General features: G+C 72.4%; 14 protein-coding genes and 1 tRNA gene. 7 read left to right on the top strand and 8 right to left on the bottom strand.

Annotation, left to right across the window (positions count from 1 at the left end):
- The first annotated feature begins 648 nt into the window (after nt 1–648).
- On the top strand, nt 649–1,968 hold the full coding sequence (locus ACZ6JS_RS31040; RefSeq protein WP_469302876.1) for a hypothetical protein: 1,320 nt from the start codon (nt 649–651) through the stop codon (nt 1,966–1,968).
- A gap of 557 nt (nt 1,969–2,525) precedes the next feature.
- The gene (locus tag ACZ6JS_RS31035) at nt 2,526–3,695 is read left to right on the top strand and encodes an NAD(P)/FAD-dependent oxidoreductase (RefSeq protein ID WP_469302874.1); all 1,170 of its coding nucleotides are present in this window, start codon (nt 2,526–2,528) and stop codon (nt 3,693–3,695) included.
- 128 nt (nt 3,696–3,823) lie between these two features.
- On the opposite strand, the gene ACZ6JS_RS31030 is transcribed toward ACZ6JS_RS31035, so the two are convergent.
- Together ACZ6JS_RS31030 and ligA are read right to left on the bottom strand one after the other, a co-directional pair.
- A complete protein-coding gene (locus ACZ6JS_RS31030; RefSeq protein ID WP_469302873.1) occupies nt 3,824–4,963 on the bottom strand; it encodes a DUF418 domain-containing protein in 1,140 nt (379 codons plus the stop codon).
- A gap of 782 nt (nt 4,964–5,745) precedes the next feature.
- Entirely contained in the window at nt 5,746–7,794 is a 2,049-nt protein-coding gene (ligA, locus tag ACZ6JS_RS31025; protein ID WP_469302943.1) for an NAD-dependent DNA ligase LigA, read from the bottom strand.
- A 455-nt stretch (nt 7,795–8,249) separates the two neighbouring features.
- Here ligA and ACZ6JS_RS31020 point away from each other — a divergent pair, with 455 nt between their 5' ends.
- Together ACZ6JS_RS31020 and ACZ6JS_RS31015 are read left to right on the top strand one after the other, a co-directional pair.
- Entirely contained in the window at nt 8,250–8,558 is a 309-nt protein-coding gene (locus ACZ6JS_RS31020) for a hypothetical protein (RefSeq protein WP_469302871.1), read from the top strand.
- 120 nt (nt 8,559–8,678) lie between these two features.
- On the top strand, nt 8,679–9,788 hold the full coding sequence (locus ACZ6JS_RS31015; RefSeq protein ID WP_469302869.1) for a serine hydrolase domain-containing protein: 1,110 nt from the start codon (nt 8,679–8,681) through the stop codon (nt 9,786–9,788).
- A 314-nt stretch (nt 9,789–10,102) separates the two neighbouring features.
- Here ACZ6JS_RS31015 and ACZ6JS_RS31010 read toward each other — a convergent pair whose 3' ends face one another.
- The 6 genes from ACZ6JS_RS31010 to ACZ6JS_RS30985 form a co-directional block, all read right to left on the bottom strand.
- A complete protein-coding gene (locus ACZ6JS_RS31010) occupies nt 10,103–10,933 on the bottom strand; it encodes a class I SAM-dependent methyltransferase (RefSeq protein ID WP_469302867.1) in 831 nt (276 codons plus the stop codon).
- 110 nt (nt 10,934–11,043) lie between these two features.
- On the bottom strand, nt 11,044–11,274 hold the full coding sequence (locus tag ACZ6JS_RS31005) for an antitoxin MazE7 (RefSeq protein WP_469302865.1): 231 nt from the start codon (nt 11,272–11,274) through the stop codon (nt 11,044–11,046).
- A gap of 58 nt (nt 11,275–11,332) precedes the next feature.
- Entirely contained in the window at nt 11,333–12,574 is a 1,242-nt protein-coding gene (locus tag ACZ6JS_RS31000) for a mannosyltransferase family protein (protein WP_469302864.1), read from the bottom strand.
- A gap of 168 nt (nt 12,575–12,742) precedes the next feature.
- Complete coding sequence (locus ACZ6JS_RS30995) at nt 12,743–13,183, bottom strand: hypothetical protein (protein WP_469302863.1); 441 nt, start codon at nt 13,181–13,183, stop codon at nt 12,743–12,745.
- Nucleotides 13,176–13,673, bottom strand: a complete 498-nt coding sequence (locus ACZ6JS_RS30990) for a SigE family RNA polymerase sigma factor (protein WP_469302861.1) — start codon at nt 13,671–13,673, stop codon at nt 13,176–13,178. Before ACZ6JS_RS30990 ends, ACZ6JS_RS30995 begins: the two co-directional genes overlap by 8 nt.
- A gap of 269 nt (nt 13,674–13,942) precedes the next feature.
- A tRNA-Met gene (locus tag ACZ6JS_RS30985) sits at nt 13,943–14,016 on the bottom strand.
- A gap of 288 nt (nt 14,017–14,304) precedes the next feature.
- Here ACZ6JS_RS30985 and ACZ6JS_RS30980 point away from each other — a divergent pair.
- The 3 genes from ACZ6JS_RS30980 (at nt 14,305) to ACZ6JS_RS30970 (ending at nt 16,425) form a co-directional block, all read left to right on the top strand.
- On the top strand, nt 14,305–14,508 hold the full coding sequence (locus tag ACZ6JS_RS30980; protein ID WP_030036890.1) for a cold-shock protein: 204 nt from the start codon (nt 14,305–14,307) through the stop codon (nt 14,506–14,508).
- 774 nt (nt 14,509–15,282) lie between these two features.
- Nucleotides 15,283–15,675: a MerR family transcriptional regulator gene (locus ACZ6JS_RS30975; RefSeq protein WP_469302859.1), complete on the top strand. Its 393-nt coding sequence runs from the start codon at nt 15,283–15,285 to the stop codon at nt 15,673–15,675.
- A 45-nt stretch (nt 15,676–15,720) separates the two neighbouring features.
- The gene (locus ACZ6JS_RS30970; RefSeq protein WP_469302857.1) at nt 15,721–16,425 is read left to right on the top strand and encodes a ribonuclease H family protein; all 705 of its coding nucleotides are present in this window, start codon (nt 15,721–15,723) and stop codon (nt 16,423–16,425) included.
- Nucleotides 16,426–16,665 lie beyond the last annotated feature (240 nt).

Here is a 16,665-nt window from a genome sequence, read left to right as displayed (position 1 = left end):
GTGGCAGTCGGCGCCACCCACAGCCACTCCCGCCGGCCGACCGTCAACGGGGGTTGACCGCCGTTGTGATGAGGGGCTGGCCGTTCAGCAGCGGCGCCGGTACGTCTCGTCGTGGGGACGCGTTCGAGGACACGATCGAGGTCCGGAGGTGAAGGCCGGGATCGACGCGGGCGTCGGGTCGACGAGCGTGTCCGGGGCCCGCAGGACGCCGTTCCCGGCGGGCTGTTCGCACGTCAACCGCAGTTCGGTGATGCTGGGGCGTCCCAGGACAGCCCTGCCGGGTCGGCTACGACGTCGGGCAACCACCCGCCGCCGTCCCCACGGGCTCATCAGCACGGCCTGGACCTCGTCGAAACCCGCCCGCGCGCCCCACCGGGGTGCCCCGGCCGAAATACGCTCCCGGACAGGGCTCTTGCGGGGCACGCCGGGCAGAGCGCTGTCGCCAGGAGCGGTACCTCGTCACCATCGCCGGGGCACGGGAGCAGCCCCCGCCCACGGCCGAGCCCGGCCGGTTTCCGCCGCGGGCGGGCATCGGGCCCGTGAGCCGGTTGCGGCGCGGCACGACGTTCGAGAACGCGGTGGAGACCCCCGGGGCGGACCGGTCGGTCTCCGAGCCGACTGTCAGCGCCGTGACGCAGGATGAGGGGCATGATCCAGACTCTTCCCCTGGCCCTGCCGGCCACGCTGGTCGACCACCACCGCCTCGACCTGACCGCGCTCTACTCCAAGGGCTGGGGCGTGCACCTCTTCGACCTCGTCGGGGCCACGAACGGCGAGGTGTACGCGCTGTACGGCGTCTACCGCCACACCTACGGCGTCGCCCGCGACGAGCAGGACCCGCAGATCGCGAACTTCGGGTACCGGATCATCACCCGGTACTCCGCGGAAGGCGAGGTCCTGGCGAGCGCGCAGTTCCGCACGGGCGGCGCGCGCGAGGGGGAGTCGGACGTCGCCGACGGCGGCGACATCAGTCTGTGTGTCCTGCCCGACGGCGTTCTGGCCGTCACCGGGACACCCGACAGGACCACCCTCGTCGCACCGGACCTGAGCCGGGTCCTGGCCGTCTACGACTCGAAGGACGGGCGCCCCCATGGGGGGTTCACGCCCGGTGAAGGCGACCCTTTCGCCGGCTCCATCACCGTCACTCCCTCCGGCCGACTGCTCTGCACCGTCGCCGAGTACGGCGTGTGGAGGTACGGCAGCGTCATCATCAACCTGGTGGGCATCGCCGAGGGAGCCTTGACCGCCGACTCCAAGCCGCCCATCCGCACGCTCGCCTCGCTCGACCCCGAACCGGCCCACCAAAGCGCTGTCGACCTCCGCCCGCACGCCACGTACCGGGACGCCCCCGTCGGCCTGGCGAACCGTCCCCGCCCGGCACTGACCGAGCTCGTCGCCGCCGAGGACAGCCTCTCCGGCTGGGATCAGTCACGCCTCGGCCGCCCGGTCCCGCTCTCCGAGAACCTGTTCGTCGTCCCCTTCTACGCCAGGACGTTCCGGGGCGGCAGCCGCGGCCAGCCCTTCGTCTTCGCCCTCGTCAACGACCGGGGCGAGATGACCGGACGGCTCCGCGGCCTCCACGAGTGGCGCGACTCGCCCTTCACCGGCCTCTGCTTCAACGTCGCCACCGACCCGCACAGGGGACACGCCTTCCACCTCAACCGCTACGGCCTCTACGCCTGGAACGAGGCAGGAGTGCTGCGCGCCAAACTGGACACCGACACCAAGGCGTTCAAGCCCCTGACCCACTTCACCCTTGGATCCTGCGCCCCCGACGGCGACCTGCTGCTGGCCCACACCAAGCAGCACCTGATCCTGCGCGTACCCGCCCCCGACGACCTCACCACCCTCGCTGCCACCGTCGAGGAAGCTCTGCGGGAGTACGCCCGCCAGCGCACGGTCCTGAAGAAGCAGTGGAGCCCGGCCAACTGGCACTGGACGCACGCCGCGCCGCTGCACCGCATCTGACCACCCCGGCCGCCATCGCGCCCGTCCCGGCCGGAGGCAGGGGTCTGCCCCACCCCGGCCGAGGGTCGATCACCTGTCTTGGCCGGGTTGGCCGGGTTGGCCGGGTGAACCGGCCCCTGCACCGTCTGTTCGTCTTCGAGATTCCCCGCGGCCGGCGGGGCCTTCTTCACCGACCGGTCGACCGGGCTGCTGAAGGTGAACGCGTTCGCAGCGGTCCTGACCGGTTCACTGGACGACGTGACGCCGTGGTCGCCGTCAGCGGGCGGTCCCGCGCCCTGGGCATGCCCCCCGGCGGCGCCGCAAGCGAGTCGCCCACCGCGGTGGGTGCCATGCGGGGAGTCACTGCGGCTTTGCCCGGTCCTCCAGCGGAAGGCTCCCAGCCCCGGCCGGAGCCGCGGCCTCCTCCCACCGTCCCGTCCGTCAGGTGCCGGAAGCCGGCATGAGATCTACTTCACACGACACAGCGGCGGGACGCTGTCACGTCCGGGCCCGCTCGCCGGTCCTCATACCGAAAGGGCACACACGAAGCCTCGCGAAAATGGAACGGGAACATCGACATGGGACAGAAGCAGCACGTCGTGGTGGTGGGCGCCGGGTATGCCGGAGTGACCGCGGCGCTCCGCGTCAGCCGCCGCCACCAGGTGACTCTCGTCGACCGCAAGGAAAGCTTCACCGAGCGGATCCGGTTGCACGAAATCGCCGCCGGCCGCGCCGGCACACCCATCGTCCTGCGTGACCTCGTTGCCGGGAGGGAGATCGAGACGGTCAAGGCCACGGCCACGTCGATCGATCCGGTTGCCCGTACGGTCCTGCTGGCCAACGGGACCACGCTCGCCTACGACCGGCTCGTCTACGCCCTCGGCAGCAGCACCGACACCACCCGCGTTCCCGGCATCGGCGAGCACGCCTACACACTGGAGCAGGCTCAGGAGCTCAGTGACCGACTGTCTCGTGGATCCGGCACCGTCACCGTCGTCGGCGGCGGAGCAACCGGCATCGAACTTGCCGCAGAGCTCGCCGAGTCGGCCGGGGATTGGCAGGTACACCTGGTCACCGGCAGCGAACCCGGAAACGCGCTTTCACCAGCCGGCCGGACCCATGTGCGCAACTCCCTGCACCGTCTGGGCGTCCACCTGCACGCACACACCCGGGTCCGAGCCGTCCACGGCAGCGGACTGTCGACCGATCACGGTGAGCTGACCGCGGACGTGGTCGTCTGGGCCGCCGCGTTCACCGTTCCCTCGCTGGCCGCCGAAGCCGGGCTCCGCGTGGACGAGCGAGGCCGGGCCCTGGTCGACACAGCCATGCGCTCGCTCTCCCACCCCGAGGTGTTCGTCGTCGGCGACGCGGCCCGCGTCACCGTGCCCGGCACGGGCGAACTCCGTATGGCATGCGCGACGGCGATGCCCACCGGTGCGCACGCCGCCGAGGCCATCGACGCACTCGCCCGTGGACGCGAGCCCGAGCCGCTCAGGTTCCGTTACCTGGCGCAGGCCATCAGCCTCGGTCGCCACGACGGTGTCATTCAGCCGGTACGCACCGATGACTCGGCCCACCGCCTGGTGATCACAGGTCGGCCGGCCGCCCGGATCAACGAGTGGATCAACCGATACACGATCGCATCCCTGCGCGCGGAGCGCCGGCGGCCCGGCACCTACCGGTGGGCCAAGCCGCTGCGACCGGCCACGAGGGCCGCGGTGCCCGGTTCCGCTGCCCAGGCACAGTGATCCCCCGCGGTGGCGGTCCAAGCCCGACGGCGGAGCCGCCGGCCCACCGGATCCCCGACCTGGACGAGGCAGAGAACGGGCTGGACCGCCACGCTCCGGTGGGCGGTGCCGGCCGGCGGGAGTGTGCGTCATTGCCTGACTGCTGGCCGTTCATGGTCGTGCGGGAGCCGTGCGAGGGTGATCGTGCGCAGCAGCCATTCCACCGGGCCGTAGCGGTGTCGGGCCATCAGCCGGGAACTGACGGCGAGCTGGATGGCGTACAGCGCGAGTGCGCCGAGTACGACGACAGCCGGGCTGAGGCGGTCGTACAGGGCGAGCCCGAAGCCGGTGAAGACGAGGGCCATGATCAGCGACTGGCTCAGGTAGTTGGTCAGGGCCATTCGGCCGGCGGGGGCGAAGAGCGCCGCGATGCGCGCGCCGCGGGCGGTCTTCATGAGCAGGAGCATCCCGCAGACGTAGGCGGCGGTCAGGGCGGGGGCCGTGACCATTCCCACCATCTGGCCGAAGAGTGACCATCGGGGACCGAGCGGGCCGCTGACGGCCAGGGCCATGAAGAGGCTCCCGGGCAGGCCCACGGCGGCACCGATCACGAGGATGCGGCGCATCCGTGCGCGGTGGTTCCCCGTGTCGGCGAGCAGACGCCGCTTGCCGCAGTGCAGCCCGACCAGGAAGGCCGCCAGGACAAAGCCGCTCATCAGGAGCGCGGCGAGGAGCTGGTCGGGTAGCCGGTCGATGTTGGCCTGCACGACGGACGAGGCATCGCCGCGGTAGCCGGCGACCAGCACGGGCACTTCTTGCACGAGTTCGGAGTCCGCCTCGGCTGTTTCGGCGTCCGGCACGAACACGGTCCCCAAGCCGACCAGGAGCAGGAACGTGCTGAGACACCCGTACAGGATCCGGGCGGCGCGCAGCGCCGCGCCGGGTGTCCAGTTGCGTGCGGCGATGAGGATCAGGCCGAGCACCGCGTACGTCGTCAGGATGTCGCCGGTGTACAGGAGCACGGCGTGCAGGACTCCCAGGACGAGCAGGCCGACTGAGCGGCGCAGCAGGCGGGGGACGGCGCTCGTGCCGGCGCGTTCGGCGGAGGTCAGCTGCAGGGTGAAGCTGTAGCCGAAGAGGAACGAGAACATCAGGTAGAACTTGCCGACCGCCAAGGTCTGGACGACGCCCTCGACGGCCCGGTCCAGTGCGGAGGCACCCGGATCGGTGATGGCTCCGAGGCTGTACGGCCCGGCCATCATCAGGGCGTTGACCACGAGGATGCCCATGAGCGCGAAGCCGCGCAGGGCGTCGACCTCCGGTATTCGTGCCGCTCGGTCTCGTGGTGTGCGCGCTGCCGCTGAAAGCACTGATCCCCCAGGTCGTCGTCGTTGTGGGGTCTCCTGCCCATGCCGTACAGGCGGTCGGCGTGGTCGAACGAGCGGTACTCGGGCGAGCAAAGGCAGAGCCGACGGGAGGAGCGCCACACCTTGATCTGCGACGTTAGCCCACTTGAAACGCCGATACGCAGATACCTCAGCCGCTGCGCGGCCACGGCCGGGCGGCAGGGCCTTCGACGGGTTCGGTTGGACGAACCGAGCGGCTGCGTTCAAATCGCCGGTGGAAGATCTCGGATTTCGATGTGCCCGGCACTGACACCGCCCGGCCGGATGCGCCCATCACCGCGTGCCCGAACCCGAACCCTGCTCGGCAGGCGGGTATGTGATCGTACGCCGCAGGTCTGGCCCGCGAAGCGGCCTGCCCGGCAACTCCGTTGACGGCCGCGATATCCGGCCCCGGCTTCTCCTCGGAGCCGCCGGTCAGGCAGCCGCCGATGACGAGTGAGGTCTCCGGCCGGTGCGGCACGAGACGGGCAACGCCCGGCCCTCCACGAGGCCGGGCGTTCGGCTCCCTCACGAGCGGGCGACCCGTTCGAACAGGCCCTGCCCTGCAGGCTCCGCTCGGATCGACCGTGACGCGCGGCGGCTTGCCCGGTACGCGGTGAGGCTTGCCCGGGCCGCAGCAGCCACCTCAGCGGACATTCCGACCGCTACGACGGCCGGCGGGGTGGCTAGGCGCCGGGCAGGAGGTCGGAGACGAGGGCGGCGAATTCCTCGGGGGCGAGGATGCGGATGCCCAGTTCTTCGGCCTTGGCCCGCTTGGAGCCGGCCTTCTCGCCCGCGACCAGAAGGGTGGTGCGCTTCGACACCGACGACGAGGCCTTTCCGCCCGCACGCTCGATGAGCTCGTTCATCTCGTTCCGCGACAGCGCGGCAAGGGAGCCGGTCATGGAACCGGTCACCACGACGGCTTCTCCTGCCAGCGGGCCGTCCGCCGAGGTTGCGTCGCCGCCGTCGTCGGTTGCGGGTTTCTGCGGTTCGGTGACCCGGGTGCCGACCTGCTGGGCCTGGAGCTTGTCGAGGAGCGGCGCGAGTTCGACGAGTTCCGCCGCAATGACGCGGGCCTTCTCGGTGCCGATGCCGTCGACACCGGCCAGCGTGTCCGCGTCGGCGGCCCGGATCGCGGCCATCGACCCGAAGTGCGCGGCGATCCGACGGGACATGGTCCGTCCGGTGCCGCGAACTCCGAGAGCGCAGAACACACGGCTCAGCGCGGCCCCGCGGGCGGTCTCGATCGCGGCAAGCAGGTTGGCGGCGCTGGTCTCGCCCATCCGCTCCAGACCGAGGAGCTGCTCGCGGGTCAGCGTGAACAGATCGGCGATGTCCTTGACCAGACCGGCCTCCACCAGCTGGATCGCTCGGGTGCCTCCGAGGCCCTCGATGTCGAGCTGGTCGCGGCCGGCCGCGTAGACCACCGAGGCCACGGCCTGACAGCTCCGGCCGCGCACGCACCGCCACCGCTGTTCGGTGGTGTCGATCGCGTCGCCGCAGCGGGGGCAGGCCTCGGGGAAGACGATGGGGCTCTCGGCGCCTGTGCGCTGGTCGACCAGTGGTGCCTCGACCCGGGGGATCACGTCACCGGCCCGGTAGACGAACACCTGGTCGCCGATCATGAGCCCGCGGCGGGTGATGTCGGCGGGGTTGTGGAGCGTGGCGTAGGTGACCGTCACCCCGTCGATGACCACCGGCTCCAGGACGGCACGCGGGGCGACGATCCCGGTCCGGCCGACGTTCCACTCCACCGCCAGCAGGCGCGTCACCTTGTGTTCGGCGGCCAGCTTCCGGGCCACCGCCCATCTGGGGGCGCGCGAGCCGTTGCCGGCCTGCCGCTGGTCCTCGGCCGTGTCGGCCTTGACGACGACGCCGTCGATCCCGAAGGGCAGGTCCGCGCGCAGACCTGCGATCACGTCGATACGTTCCTGCACCTGCTCGAGCGTCTCGCATCGCGTCGGGGCGGCGGCGGTGCCGGCGGCGGTGTTCGCGCCGAGCGCGGCCAGGGTCTCCAGCAGGGCGAGATGGCCGAGGTCGTCCAGGCCGATCGCGCTGTAGGCGAAGAACGTCAACTCGATCCTGTAAGGGCGGTCCTTGGCCCGCAGGGTGCCGGCCGCCCCGCTGCGGGGGTGCGCGAAAGGTGTGGCCTCGTGGGTGAGCCGGATCCGGTTGGCCTCCTCGAACTGCGCGGTCGTCAGCAGCACCTCGCCGCGCAGCTCGACGTCGATCGGCTCGGTGAGGACCGGGGGCAGACCGAGGACGGCGTCGGCGGCGTGGGTGATGTCCTCCCCGGCCAAGCCGTCGCCGCGGGTGAGGACCTGCACGAGCCTGCCGGCCCGGTAGCGGGCGGCCACGGCGAGGCCGTCGAGCTTCGGCTCCACGCACCACCCCGCCACAGGGCGGCCCAGACGCCGTTCCAGCCCGGCCGCCCACTCGGCGAGTTCGTCGGCGTCGAAGACGTTGTCGAGGGAGAGCATGGGCACCGAATGCGGCACGTCGCCCTGCACGGCCCCGCCCGCGACCTTCCCCGTGGGCGACTCGGCGAGCGCCTCGGCGGGGTGGGCTTCCTCGTAGGCGGCGATGGCGCGCAGCAGCCCGTCGTACTCGTCGTCACCGAGCGGGGTGGTCCCGTCGCCGTAGTACGCGGCGGACGCCGCCAGCGCGGTGGTTACGGCCTCCACGTAGGCGGCAGGGGAAAGCAGGGCACTGTTTTCGGTCATGAACGACATCATCCTGCCCGGCACTGACAACGGAGGCAGCCTCCCCGGCCCCACCCGCTCGCCCAGCCTGCTGCGCCGGCTCCCCACGCCGTACGCAGGCAGCCCACCGATGCCGGCGCCGTCGAGGGAGGCAGGCAGGTCGTCGGTGCAGTCGAGTTCGGGATTGCGGATCTCGGCTGTGGGGACGGCCTGAGGGTCGTGGACGGTGACGGACCCGCCGGCGCGGATCGCCTTCTCGGCCTCGGCGGTGGTGAGTTTGACGGTGATCGGTCCGGGCGCGGGGTGGTGGCCGGACGGTCGACGGGGCGTGCGTTCCTCCGTCGTGGTCCAGCGGCCGTCGTCCCCGACTCCTGGACCGTGTACCGGGTCCGGCCGCTGACCGCCGTGGCCCTCACGGTGATCGTGGTGCGGCACCGCGACGTGTGAACCGGCTGCGCGGCGCCCTATCCGGTAGCTTCGGTTCCATGACCACTGAGCCGCAGAGCTTCGAGATCCTGGTGGTGCCCGAACACATCGAGAACCTTCGTGGCGCCTCCCCGGCGGACCGCGCCCTGAGGTCGGCCGTGGTCGAGGCGACCGGCGAGCAGGGGGCTTCCGGCTACCCCCGCTACCGGGGAGAGGGCGTGGAGGCCGACATCGACCCCGCCACCCGCACCATCGAAGCCCTGCTCATCGACGGCGCGGAGCTGGACTACGGGTTGATCGCCATGATCGCCCCCGAGGGCAGGGGCCGGGGCGGCGCCCGCCGCAAGGAGGGGCGCACCGACGGGTGAACCGGGGCGTTTCGGTCGTATTGATGTTGGCCGGGAGCGGGCCAGCGCGGCCGGGGCGCCGCGCCGTAGCGTCTTTCCCATCGGGAAGAACGTGACTGGCGCGCATCGAGGAGCCTACGGATGACCAAGCCCGTTCCCCAGCAGACGAGTTCGCGTGCCGCCGTACAGGAGGTCCTGGACCGGGCGGTGACCGGCGCCGGCCTCCCCGGCATGGTCGCCGAGGTCCAGGACCGCCGGGGCCGGTGGTTCGCTGCTGCGGGGGTGGCCGACACGGCGACCGGCCGCGAGCGGCTGCCCGAGGAGCAGTACCGCATCGGGAGCACCACCAAGACCTTCACGGCCACCCTCGCCCTCATGCTCGCCGCCGAGCGCAAGCTGTCCCTGGACGACACCGTCGAGCGGTGGCTGCCCGGCATGGTCAGGGGAAACGGATACGACGCCGGCGCGATCACCATCCGGCACCTGCTCGGTATGACCAGCGGGCTCTTCAACTACGCCGTCGACCAGTCGCTGCTCTCCCGGCACTACGGCCCGGCCTTCCTGGAGCACCGCTACGACCGCTTCAGCCCCGAGCAGCTCGTGGAGATCGCGACCGCCCACGCCCCGGACTTCGCACCGGGCGAGGGCTGGACGTACAGCAACACCGGCTACGTCCTGGTCGGCCTGATCATCGAGAAGGTGACCGGGCGGACCTTCGCCCACCAACTGGAGCAGCGCATCACGCGCCCGCTGGAGCTGACCGGAACGTACCTTCCGGGCCGCGACGAGCACGGGCTGCGCGGCCCGCACGCCCGCCTCTACAGCAAGAACTTCCTCACCACGCCCGACGCCGAGATCCATGACGTGACCGAGCTGAACACCAGCTTCGCCTGGTCGGCCGGCGGGATGGTCTCCACCGCCCGGGACCTGAACCGCTTCTTCGCGGAGCTGCTGGGCGGCCGGCTGCTGCCGCCCGCCCAGCAGGAGGAGATGTTCGCGGCCCGCCCGGCCCCCGAGGGCAAATGGATCCCCGGCGCCGCCTACGGCCTGGGCATGTCGGCGATGACGGTGTCGTCGGGCACCACGGTCTGGGGCATGGGCGGCGCCATCAACGGCTCGTTCTGCTACACGTACGGCACCCGCGACGGCGAGCACCTCGTCGCCCAGAGCGTCAACGGCGACTGGGACGACCCGATCGGCATCTTCACGCAGGTCCTCGAAGCCGAGTTCGCGGCCGACCGCCCGGCGTGAGGCGCGAGCCCCCGGACAGGCCCTCGCGCGGGGCCTGCCCGGACCTGCGCTCCACGGGCTGGAGCCGTTGGCGAAGCCGCCGTTGACCACGAGTCGGTGCGGCGTCAACTGCCGCCGCCCGTGCCGGTCACCGTGTACGCGGTGGTGTGGCAGACGGACCCGGAGCCGGTGACCGTGGGGGTGTCCACGGCGAGGCAACGACCAACCGCTTCCACCGCGAGTGGTGGCACGCGCACCCGAAGTGCACCCCGTGATCGACGGACAGGGTGCACCGGGTGGCGGGTGGCGGGTGGCGCGTGTCGTGGCCGGTGGGATCAGCCCCGGCGGTGGGCGGTCAGCAGCAGGTACTCCCACTCCATGACGCCGTCCGTGGTGTGCTCGGCGGCGAGGGCGTCGAGCGCCGCGTCCAGGGCCGCGATCCTCTCCGGATCGTCGCCCACCGCGCGGTACACGGCAATGGTCGGTCCGTAGCAGGCCTTGAAGAACTCCCGGAAGTCCGAAGGGTTCTTGAAGAGGGTCACGGGGACCGTCCGGCGGCGGGTGACGACGTCGGTGACCGCGTCGCCGAGCAGCTCGTGGACGTACTCCTCGTTCCCCCACAGCGGCGGCGGCTGCACACCGGGCGGGGGCGGCGGGGCGTACGGCTTCATCGTGGCGAACAGCCGGCCGACGAAGCCCTCGGGGGTCCAGCTGAGCAGACCGACGGTCCCGCCTGCCCGGCACACGCGCAGCATCTCGTCGGCGGCGGTGCGGTGGTGCGGGGCGAACATGATGCCGATGCAGGACATGACGACGTCGAACTCGCCGTCCGCGAAGGGCAGGTCCTCGGCGTCGGCCTCCCGCCACTCCAGCTTCGCGCCCTGCACGGCGGCCAGGTGCCGCCCGACCTCCAGCAGTTCGGGGGTCAGATCGGACGCCACGACGTCCGCCCCGGCCAGCGCGGCCGGAATGGCGGCGTTGCCGGAGCCCGCCGCGATGTCGAGGACCCGGTCGCCGATCTGGATCCCGCACTCCTTCACCAGCAGGGGCCCCAGCCGGGAGACGACGTGGGAGGCCACGGACGGGTAGTCGCCCAGCGCCCACATCGCCCGGTGCTTGGCCTTCAAGGAGCGGTCGGCCTGCCGCGCCTCGCTCGCATCGGTCATGACAGCCGTCCTCCAGCGCTCGCAGCGGTCCTCCTCCGAGCCTAGGGACGTTCCGGCCGACCGGCCCGCCGGTGCGGCCACCCGGGTGTACGGTCCGGGCGCCGGGCTCGTCAGTCGCGGGCTGTGAGGCCGTCGAAGTCGCGTGCGAAGCCTTCGCGGAAGCCGGGGCGTTCCAGCGCGTCCTCGAAGGCCCGGGCGGCGCGTGCGAGGGCGCTCGCGTTCTCCTGGGCGGCGGTGAGTTCGGCGAGGTACGCGCGCAGGCTCAGTCCGCGGTCGGCGGCGAGAGCGGCGAGCCGGTCGCGCACGTCGGTGTCGACCTCGACGGTGGTGGTGTCGGCCATCCTCCGAGTATGCGCGTCCGGCGACCGCCCGGGGGCCCGTTCGGCCGCCGGGACACGCCTAACCGGCCCAGCGTCCCGTGAGGAAGGTGATGGCCACCGTGGTGCACAGCGGTCCGGCGACGTACAGGTAGGCGCTCCGCACCCACGGACGGCGCAGGCTCCATCCGGCCAGGGTGATCCACAGCGGCCACCACAGCAGCGTCGAGCGCGGCACGGAGGTGTACCAGTAGGAGGTGCCCAGGGCCCACAGGGTGAGGGCGATGTAGAGGGCCTCCGGCCAGCGGCGGCCCCGCACCAGCACGGCCAGGAGGACGACACCGGTCACCATGGCCAGGAGCTCCGCCTGCCACATGAACGCGTGGCCCGTGGGCTGGGTGTGTGCGAAGGCGGCCGTCCAGGTGTTGGACCAGGCCTCCCACGGCAGGTGGAAATCCCGGTACCAGCCCCGCTCCTGGGCGTGCTTCCACGCCATCCAGTCCCCGGTCCACGCGTGCAGGTACCAGCTGTGGAGCAGCGGGGGGAGGGCCGGCAGGAGCAGCCAGGGGGCCGCCCGCCGGGCGGCGCCGCTCCGCGCGGTCAGGAGGAAGTGCAGGGCCAGCGCGGCCGCGAGGAACAGCCCCGTGACCCGCACCGAGCAGGCCAGGCAGGTCAGGACGGACGCGGTGGCCCAGCTTTGGCGCCGGGCCGCCAGCCAGGCGGGCAGGGCCAGCGAGAGGAAGAGCGACTCGGTGTAGCCGGCTGCGAGGAACACCGCGCAGGGCGACACCAGGAGGAAGGCCGCGGCACGTCGGCCGGCCTCGGCGTCGCCCAGCCGGCCGCGCGCGAGACGGGCCAGGGCGAGCACGGCGACGCCTCCCGCGACGAAGGAGACAAGCGCTCCGGACGCGGCCCAGGACGGGACGACCGTGTGCACGGCGCGCAGGGCGAGGGGGAAACCGGGCAGGAAGGCCTCCCTGTTGTCCCAGCCGGCCGTCCAGGGCCCCGCCGCGTCGGGGAAGTAGCCGTCCTCGGCTATGCGGAAGTAGAACTCCCAGTCCCACCGCTCCCAGGGCGCGAGCAGCGCCGCGGGCCGGCGGCTCTCGCCGTCCGGGGGGAACAGCCAGCCGACGGCGCCGGCGGTGGCCCAGATGCCGACGCGGGTCAGCAGGTAGAGCCACAGCACCTCCCGGTCGGCCGGCCCGAACCACCGCAGGGCCCGCAGCCCTCGAGGACGGTGGGGGTGGGGGGCCGCGGGACGGCTCGCAGGGGCGGGACGCGAGCGGGGGGCCTCGGCCTCGCACTGCGGGGCTGAAACGGACATAAGGGATCTCCTGGCCGTCTGAGGGTGTGCGGAACCGCCGGAACGGGTTTCCGGGCCGGTGTCCGCAGGCGGCGGTGGGGTTGTGGCGGGTACGGGGCGTGCGCGCGGCGGGCGCCGCGCGCCGCGGGGAGGTGTCCCGCGGGCCGGGCCGGTCCGCGGGACACCTCGCTACCGGGGCGGTTGCGCGGTCCTGGTGGGCGTGCCGGGATACGCCGACCCCTGGGGCGGATGGGCGCTCATCGTCCAGGTGGCGTCGGGGCCGCCCACCCCGGCGGTCGAGGTGGGCGGGCCCGGCGTCGACGTGGTTCGCGGCGCCGAGGGAGGCGCGGACGTCGGCAGGGAGGTCGGCAGATCGGACGGCGGCACGGGAGTGGGGGTGGTCGCCGGAAGCGTCGGGCGGCCGGAGTCCTGCGGCAGGAACGCGGCCAGCGCCGCTCCGGATCCGCCGACCAGCAGACAGCAGGCGGCGGCGATGCCCACGATCCGGCGCCGCCGGACCCGCTCGCCCTGCTGCTCGATGGCGGAGACGGGCGGGAGCGCGGCCGCCGACTGCCCGGCCGAGGCCGCGGCGCGGAAGGCGGACCGCAGCGGGTCGTGGAACTCAGGCATCGGGAGCCTCCTCGGTGCGCGGATCCTGCAGCTGGCGTGAGAGCGCGGCCCGGCCGCGGGAGAGGTGCGTCTTGACCGTGCTCGCGGACAGCGAGGTCTCGAGGGCGATCTGCTCGACCGTCAGGTCGCACAGGTAGTGCAGCGCCATCGTGCGGCGCTGCTTCAGCGGCAGCTGCCGCAGCGCCTCCACGAGAGCCACCGCCTCGGGCCCGGGGCCTTCGACGTGCGGCGCGGGAGGGCTGCGCCGCCAGGCGTCGGCGGAACGCCGGCGCACCCGCCAGCGGCTGACAGCGAGCCTCCAGGCGACGGTGCGGATCCATGCCTCCGGCCGGCCGTCGCGGTCCAGCTGGCGCCGGCGCCCCCAGCCGCGGACGAAAGCCTCCTGCACCACGTCCTGCGCCTCGTGGTGGTCACCGAGCATCACGTACAGCTGTCCTGTGAGCCTTCCCGCCGCTTGTGCGTAGAACGCTTCGAACTCCTCGACGGTCAAAAATCGCTCCCGAATCCATGTGGCCCTCTCACAGGGCATACGCCCGGCACGCCGCATCCGGTCGACAGGGGACGACGGGAACTTCTGTGACTGCGGTCACATGGCGGTCGGCCCGCCCATCGTCGCGTCGGCGGAAGCGGGGCGGCGGCGCCACGAGTCCGGCACGGTGCCCGGAGTGAGGCGGGCCTGGACGTGCCGCCCGCGCCACGGCGTCCGCCCGGAACGGCGGAAGGGCCCGGATCCACAAGGATCCGGGCCCTTCCGAGCAGTAGCGGGGACAGGATTTGAACCTGCGACCTCTGGGTTATGAGCCCAGCGAGCTACCGAGCTGCTCCACCCCGCGTCGATGGACCTCACCCTACGGCATTCAGGGGAGGGTGCTCGACGTTTTTTCACGCGGGGCCGCCCGGCAAGTCCGTACAAGGGTGAATTCCCGCCGTGCAGGCGTGATCATTCCCCCTGGTGACAGTGCGTGCAGGCGTGTACCTTCTCCGGTAGCTGTCGTGGTTCCAAGTGCCTTGCCCGCGCCAACAGGTGTGGGCAGTTTTGCTGTGTTGTGCCGTAGGACCAGGGCGATCACCTCCGTCCTCCACGCCGTGTGGGGGACGTACGTCAACGGGAAGGCATGAACATGGCTACGGGAACCGTGAAGTGGTTCAACTCTGAGAAGGGCTTCGGCTTCATCGCCCAGGACGGTGGCGGCCCGGACGTCTTCGCCCACTACTCGGCGATCAACGCCACGGGCTACCGTGAGCTCCAGGAGGGTCAGGCCGTGACCTTCGACATCACGCAGGGCCAGAAGGGCCCGCAGGCGGAGAACATCACCCCCGCCTGATCCCCGGCCGGCCCGGGCTGGGGCCCGGGCTCCGGAGGACCGTTTCCTCCACCGGGGTGAACCGGGGGAGGGGACGATCAGGGCCGTGCGGCAGCGCCGCACGGCCCTGATCCGTTCGCCCGGCCCCGACGGTGCCACGCTGCACGCGTGGACCGCAGGCCCGGCGCGGACCTCCGGGCGCGAATCGACGGCATCGTCCAAGGACGGGTGACGTCCGCCGGGAGAGCGGCCTGCCCGTCGCACCCCACCCGCATGGCGAACTCGACCCTCACGCCGGTCCGTCCGGTCGGCCGGGCGGGCGCCACCGGCACGGCGCCGCCGATCCACAGCTTCTCCACCCGCAAGGGCTCCACCTCCACCCTCGCGCACGCGCTCGCCGACCGGGATCCGATCGACCACGACAGCCCCGACGGCGCCACCGGCCCGCATTCGGGGCGCAGGCAGGGAGCGGGCCACCGCACGGCAGGCCGTGGCCCACTGCGCAGGGGCGCCGTACCGACCCCGCACCACCTCCCCGCAGGCCGAGCTGTGCGACCGGGGCGCCATGGGCGCGGTCGGCGCGGGCCGGCGACCGTGGTGGGAACCGGCCACGGCGAGAGGCTGCCACGGCCGGAGCTTCGGCGGGGTCCCCGGCGAGACCGGGCGCCGGATCACCGGCCTGCCCCCCGCCCAGGTGCTGCGGACCTGCGTGGCCTTCGCCCTCACCCGGACCCGCCTGGCGGGCGGGTACAGACTCCTGGTTCAAGCGCGCTCGAGGTCAAGGGGGAGTGATCGGTGCGACAGCTCGGCATAGGGGAGCTCGGGAAGCGGGTGGGAATGCGGCCCTCGGCTCTGCGCTACTACGAGAGCGTCGGCCTGCTGCCGTCCCCGGAGCGGGCGGCGGGCCGGCGCGTCTACCCGGTCGCCACCGTGCGGCGGATCGCGCTGATCAAGATGGCGCAGCGGGCGGCCTTCACCCTGGCCGAGATCCGCGCCCTGCTGGACACCGACGCGGACCGCGCGGCCACCCGGCAGTGGCGGGCCCTCGCCCAACGCAAGCTCCCCGAGCTGGACCTGTTCATCCGGCAGACGCAGATGCTGCGCGACGCCGTCGCCGAATGCCTCGCCTGCGGATGCATGAACTTCGACACGTGCGGGCTGCTCGCCGAGGATGGACCGGGCTCCTGACCGGCCGCGGGCCGTACCGCCCCGGGGATGAGGCATGATCGGGGGATGTCTGATCGCATCATTGCCGCCTGTGACGGAGCGGCGAAGGGTAACCCCGGACCCGCAGGCTGGGGCTGGGTCATCGCCGACGCCGAGGGGCGCCCCGAGCGCTGGGAGGCCGGTCCGCTGGGGCGGGCCACCAACAACATCGGGGAGCTGACCGCGCTCCAGCGACTCCTGGAGGCGCTGGCGCCCGGGACATCCGTCGAGGTGCGGATGGATTCGCAGTACGCGATGAAGGCGGTCACGCAGTGGCTGCCCGGCTGGAAGCGCAACGGATGGAAGACGTCCTCGGGCGGCCCCGTCGCGAACCGTGAACTCGTCGAGGAGATCGACCGGCTGCTGGCCGAGCGCGATGTGACGTTCCGCTACGTTCCCGCGCACCGCGAGGACGGCGACCACCTGAACGCCATCGCCGACCAGGCCGCCAGCGACGCGGCGCTCCGGCAGGAGGCCGCGGGCACGGCCCTGGGACACGCGGACATGCCCGTACCGGCCCCCGCCGCGGCCGTGCGCCCCAAGTCCGGCGGGACGAGGAAGCGATCGGCCGCCGGGTCCGCGGCGGGCCGGGGGAGCCGGGCCATCAAGGCGAAGTTCCCCGGCAGTTGCCCCTGCGGGAAGCCGTACGCCGTCGGCGACATGATCGCCAAGAACGGCAGTCGCTGGGGCCACGAGAGCTGTGCGACCGCAGCCGCCGACGGAGCCGCGTAGGGGCGGTCCGGGGTGTGTTCCGCCGGCGTGCCGGGCTCGCCGGGCGCTGATCCGGTCTGATCGACAAGCCGCCCTCAGGCCGTCTCTTTCGGATCGTGCCGGGCCCGCGCCGCCCGGCACCGCACCTCGCCGCGTGGCTGCGGCTCCCGGGTACGTCCCGTATTCGGGAGCCCCTCCGCCCCGGGACTGCACGGCACCGGACGGCGCGGGCTCAACGGACAAGATCCGATCCGAAAGGGA

Source organism: Streptomyces sp. NPDC046349, from assembly GCF_055587885.1.
Note: the sequence above shows the minus strand (reverse complement) of the source record. Positions and strands in the feature narration are given on the sequence as shown.